The 5,646-nt window shown below is 38.1% G+C and carries 4 protein-coding genes and 1 pseudogene; 1 reads left to right on the forward strand and 4 read right to left on the reverse strand.

Annotation, left to right across the window (positions count from 1 at the left end; all coding sequences use genetic code 11):
• Nucleotides 1-47: 47 nt before the first annotated feature.
• The 3 genes from BCU94_RS16655 to BCU94_RS16665 form a co-directional block, all read right to left on the reverse strand.
• Entirely contained in the window at nucleotides 48-1,079 is a 1,032-nt protein-coding gene (locus tag BCU94_RS16655) for a DUF2157 domain-containing protein (RefSeq protein ID WP_102437118.1), read from the reverse strand.
• A gap of 157 nt (nucleotides 1,080-1,236) precedes the next feature.
• Nucleotides 1,237-1,611 carry a hypothetical protein gene (locus BCU94_RS16660; RefSeq protein WP_102437116.1) on the reverse strand — a complete coding sequence of 125 codons (375 nt, stop codon included), beginning with the start codon at nucleotides 1,609-1,611 and terminating at the stop codon, nucleotides 1,237-1,239.
• 643 nt (nucleotides 1,612-2,254) lie between these two features.
• Nucleotides 2,255-2,500, reverse strand: a complete 246-nt coding sequence (locus BCU94_RS16665; protein WP_102437785.1) for a hypothetical protein — start codon at nucleotides 2,498-2,500, stop codon at nucleotides 2,255-2,257.
• Between the two features lie 377 nt (nucleotides 2,501-2,877).
• Between BCU94_RS16665 and BCU94_RS16670 the strand changes: the two are divergent.
• Nucleotides 2,878-3,012: pseudogene (locus BCU94_RS16670) on the forward strand (thioredoxin-dependent thiol peroxidase); the annotation flags it as partial.
• An 83-nt stretch (nucleotides 3,013-3,095) separates the two neighbouring features.
• On the opposite strand, the gene BCU94_RS16675 reads toward BCU94_RS16670, so the two are convergent.
• Complete coding sequence (locus tag BCU94_RS16675) at nucleotides 3,096-4,991, reverse strand: sodium:proton antiporter (RefSeq protein ID WP_102437787.1); 1,896 nt, start codon at nucleotides 4,989-4,991, stop codon at nucleotides 3,096-3,098.
• Nucleotides 4,992-5,646: the final 655 nt, after the last annotated feature.

Raw genomic sequence — 5,646 nt, forward strand, 5'->3', positions numbered from 1 at the left:
TAGGCTCGCCTATTGACTGGCGGAAGGCTCATATGTGTTAGATGCTATTACGCATGCTTATATTCTAATAATTCACGTAGCGCTTTTGGCAAAAAACTTCTTGCTTTGGATGTTATTATTAATTCATTTTTTTGCCAAAGAACTCCTAAATAGATAACGAACAAACCAAGCAGTGTTAAAGTTATAGGGAATAACCAGCTATCCTTAAAGATATCGGAGGCTAAATGACCTATATAACCAGAACAACCTATTGCACCAAATATAACAAATACTCTTCTGACAATTAGAACTCCAGTAAAAATCATAAATAGATTGATCGTAAAATAGATAAACTTCGATAATTCGCTATCAGAGTGTTGGAGAGACATTCCTCCCCAAAATGCAATTACGCCAAAGAGATATATCCAAAATGAATAATCAGCTTTATTGTGAGATCTAATATCAACCCAAAAAGCTAAAGCGATCATGAGTAGTCCAGAGTACATAGAAACTATTTTTCTGAGTTCCCAGCTATAATCTCCACCATTAATCATGACTGCAACATCCATAGTTAAATACCAAAGAGTTACTGCAATTGGCATAATTAAGAACGGATATTTATATTTCCAAGCAATAATAACTCCTACTGCTAGCGTACTTAATTCCATATAAAGCCAATGCCATTTGATATATCGATGGTATTCACGGTAAACACTGTCATCTGGCCAAACGCCTAAAGCATGCTGTAACCCATAAACCGCTAGTGGTGTTAATGCTATAACAAAAGTTCCACATATTCCTGCGGGGATAGCTAACTCTTTAGACTTAAAAATATTAGTAAGTTTCAAACCAACCGAACCATAAAACAAGGAGATAAAAACAATACCTACTCCACCGAACGACTCCCATCCTAAGTTCATAAAAAGAGTCATTGCTCCGATGGCAATCATTCCTCCGATGTAATAAAGAACGTGTGTAAAATCAAACTTAGGTGCTGTATTTGGTTGCTTGTTTAAAAATTCGATTAATTTTTCAGACTGCTCAAATGAAAGAATATTTTCATTTACAGCGGCTTCAAGGTTTTTCTTAGTAACGTTCAATCAAGACTCCTTTCTATGATGAGCATCTAACGCCGCATTAAGTGGTGAGCAACGCAGACCACTGAACTTAAAGCATTGTGCCGTAAACACTAAATTCAAAGCAAACCAAAAATGCCGAGCGTTGGGAATCCGTCTTAAATGCTTTGTTATGAAACAGTTACAGCAACTTTGACAGTTGCATTAGCAATTCAACTAAGACTTCTGACAACCGATCCAACTCTGGTAGATTGGGGAATATTTCAGTCAAGTAACTATGTGCGGTTCCAACTAAATCTGATTCATTCAACCAGCGTTCAAGCCCGTCGCTGACTAGTTCTTGGTTAGACTCAATAAAATCCTGTATATCGGTTTTTTCGCGCTTATCAAGTTCTTTTGTAGCTTCAACAACATTAGTGAACTTCTCCAAGACCGTGACTTTTAGTTGCTCATAATCCACTCCGTTCGTTGTCACCATAAATGGTTCCGGCTTTTTACCTGCTTCAGTAACAACTTCGAAGCCCTCTACCGACTTCCTATAGTACTCTTCTGCCAATGTAGCCTCCTTGTTTCATAACAGCTTATTCAATAGCAGCACAATAATGTTCCAGGCTGCTCAATTCAAACTTCAAAGATACCATCGCTAAGTTATTGTTGTAAATCGAATATTTTTGCGAATACGTAAATAATGCTCAAAATACTGCCGGAAAAACAATGCGTCTTTGTTTACGAGGTCTATACAACACTTTAAAAAATTTCGCAGTAGACTGATATGTATGGGTTTTCTAGAATGTTACAAAATTATCGATGCGTAAAAAGCTCATTTTACGCATCCTTTGGCGTCAGAATTATCTCAATTTGAAGAAAATCAGTTATACCTGTATAGGCAACCAGTCATTTGGACGACAAGTAAGGCGGTCATAATCGATTAGAAAAAGTGTAGTGGTATAGCGAATTTGGCCACTCTATTGAAGGTGATATTAGATTATTGTGGGTAAATACAAATGACTAAACCTCGAGAGATATCCATTTCAAACACATTTCGGGGCATAAGTGAGTTTCAAACTTTATTGTCGTGGTGATTGATTACTCCCGAATTCAAAATTCGTAGTACTCCTAGAAAACAAACAACTTGATTCTGTAACTTTTTCAAGATAACTTATAGGAAATTATATGTGCTGAATATATATGCGCTAGCCTCATTTAAAGGGTTTAGTAACGAAAGTTATATGTTGTTTTTTATCCTCTAAAGACCGAAGGTATAAAGGCTCTGATTCAGATTCATTAAAATGATGGCTTAGCCCAGCGGTGTTATCTAGATGGCTAATTAGATGCTTAATGACCTCTTTATACTTTTCAGGCACTCGCATTACCGTTGTTTTTTCATATTTAGTTTTTCTACCAGCACCTTGACGATATCCCCCATGCTTTTTCTCTTCTGACATCTTTATTCACCTCTTATTTTTAAGTGTAGACTTACCCTACTTGATTAAGTTACAAAATCAAGGCGCAATATTGTAACTCTCCCTTAAAATCCTAATAATTTAAGGGAGGCTTACAGGCCTGATAAATGTTCTTACCCAAATTTGCAGACTGCTCTTCCGTATGACAATCAGCTATGAACCATTGCACCGCCTAAACTTTTTATGACAGTTCACAACTCTAAAAAGCGTCAAAAACAGCCCTGTTTACAAAAAAATATGACAACTGATATAATTAGGATTCAAAAGGAAAATTTATTAATCTAACTCACTGTTAAGTATAGGCTTCATTGATATTTGTCAATTTTTATGTCTCAAATTATTTCCAAGGGTGATATCCCATGGGCAAAATCTATGACGGTATCCATAGATTGAGCTTCCTCATTGGTCAAGATGGCAAAATAGTACATGTGTTCGATAAATTTAAAACCAAAAACCACCATGAAGTGGTGTTATCGGTGTTAGAAACGCTTTAACTTAAGCCTTAAGTAAAAATTCCATAAAAAAAGCTTCGTTAATACGAAGCTTTTTTATTGCTGATTTTTAGTCAAAATCAAATTCAAGCTGATGTATTGCCGAAAGTTTCACCAGAGTCATCTTGCTCATTAGCGTCTTCATTTTCTGTTACTTCAGCTAAATTACGTTGGATGATATCTTGCTCTTGCGCCTCTTTCGGCAATAGGCTAATTAACTCGATACCGACTGGTAATTCATTAATTTCAGTACCTGAAATAATTTTTACTTTCTGATCTTTAGTCAGGTAAATTAACGGCATCGCCGTTTCACCATAACGCTGTTTAAAGTGTTCAAATGTAAAATTATCCGTAATATTAGTAACTTTAATAACAGCACCTTTCGCCATGTAACTGGCTATTTTGGCATAAGAAATTGACTCACCAAATAAACACAAACGCTTTAAATAAGACTCTGACAATTGATGTCTGGCACTTCCCCCTTCGGCATTATTTAAGCCATACACTTTATTGGTACCGAATAAGTCTTGAAAATGAAAACTCACTAAAGGGTTTAATTGACGATAGGGAGATAACACTAGCACTCGACCTATACCACTTAAATCCATAAAGTTTTCGGCGTGTTCAGAGGCCGGATTACCAAAATAAACCGGGATATTCGCCATTCTCGCTTGACGAATGTTGTCCCAGTTATTATCGGCTAATACCACTTTCACTTGCTTAGCCGTTAACACCTTAGCTAACTCACGTGAAAACTTAGAGGCACCAAATAACAGTAAGCCTTGTGATGAATCGGCCTTTACACCTAAAAACTTAGCCCATGGGCCTGCCGTTAAGCTTTGTATTACAACAGTGCCAATAATAATTAAAAACACTAATGGCACTATCGAGCTGGCACCATTAACCCCAATAGCTTCAAGCTTAATGGCAAATAACGAAGAAATTGCCGCTGCAACTATCCCTCTTGGTGCGACCCAACTTAAAAACCATTTATCAGCTCTAGATAAACTAGTACCAATACCAGAAATCCAGATACTCAGAGGCCTTGCAACCAACAACACGACCAGTAAGACACCGACACCGCCCCAACCTAAATCAAGCATCGCGGTCGAGTTAAGTCTTGCTGCTAATAAAATAAACAAGGCGGAGATCAGTAATACGGTAAGAGTCTCTTTAAACTCTAAAATATCCGCAATATCAACCCCACGCATATTCGCTAACCAAATGCCCATCACAGTCACGGTTAACAGCCCAGACTCTTCTTGGATCAAATTAGAACCAACAAAGACGCCCAGCATAATAGTTAATACCGCAGTATTTTTAAGATAATGAGGAAACACATTACTACGAAGTGCAATGCCAATGAGATAGCCAGCAAGCGCCCCAAGTCCAAAACCTAACAGTAATGTCATGCCTAAAGCGAATAATATATGGGTGGTGGGATCTGCAGCGGTCGCCACAGCAATATATTCATAAACTAATACTGCTAAAATTGCCCCGATAGGGTCTATGACTATTCCTTCCCAGCGTAAGATGCTGGCAAGGTTTGATTTTGGCCTTACTGTGCGCAGCATCGGCACTATTACTGTTGGACCTGTCACTACCACTAATGCACCAAAAAGTAGCGCCATGGGCCATTCAAAGCCTAATAGCCAATGAGCGGCTGGGGCGATACAAGCCCAAGTTATAAAGGCACCAAAGGTCACTAAGTTTGTCACCATGCGGCCGTGATCTTTGATTTCTTTAAAATTGAGGGTTAACGCGCCTTCAAAAAGAATAACCGCGACCCCCAATGAAATAATGGGAAACAGCAAATCGCCAAAGATAGCATCAGGGTCTAAAATGCCAAGCCCCGGACCAAGTAACAAACCGCATAACAATAACGGTAATATTGCAGGAAGACGAAACTTCCAACCTAACCATTGACACAATAAAGACAGCACGCCAATCAGCGCGAGCATGCCAGTTATGTGTTCTACCATGGACAATTCCTTTTTTATATTTTCTGCGATATAGCTCGCGAGTTTGTATCTTTAATAAAATACTAAATTACACATCAGAGCAAGGCTTAATTAAAACATCTACCGTAATTTTTTAACTTAACATCAACCTTTTAACCTGCTGATTGGAAGTATCTAAAGCTTAATAATTTTCACGTTAAAGCCGCAGAACAATAGACTCAGCTTAAGATAAATACATTCAATGTCATAAATTACAGGCACAAAAAAGCCCTTGGCTTATGACAAGGGCTAATCTGTTCGGCGCAGCGGACGGGACTCGAACCTGCGCCCCCGGCGTGACAGGCTCAGCTTACTAATACAAAGTAACCAACTGCTGCTTTTATTCAAGCAATTCATTTAACCAATTGAAGTAACTAATTCAAGTAACTAATTCAAGTAATTAATCCAATTAACTAATTCATTAAAATAAGCCCAACAGCATAAATTACAGGCACAAAAAAGCCCTTGTCTTATGACAAGGGCTAATCTGTTTGGCGCAGCGGACGAGACTCGAACCCGCGCCCCGGCGTGGCAGCCTCAGCTTACTAATACAAAGTAACCAACTGCTGCTTTTATTCAAGCAATTCATTTAGCCAATTCAAGCAATTCATTTAGCCAATTCAAGTAACTAATTCAA

It is taken from the genome of Shewanella sp. 10N.286.52.C2 (assembly GCF_002874545.1).
Taxonomy (GTDB): Bacteria; Pseudomonadota; Gammaproteobacteria; order Enterobacterales; family Shewanellaceae; genus Shewanella.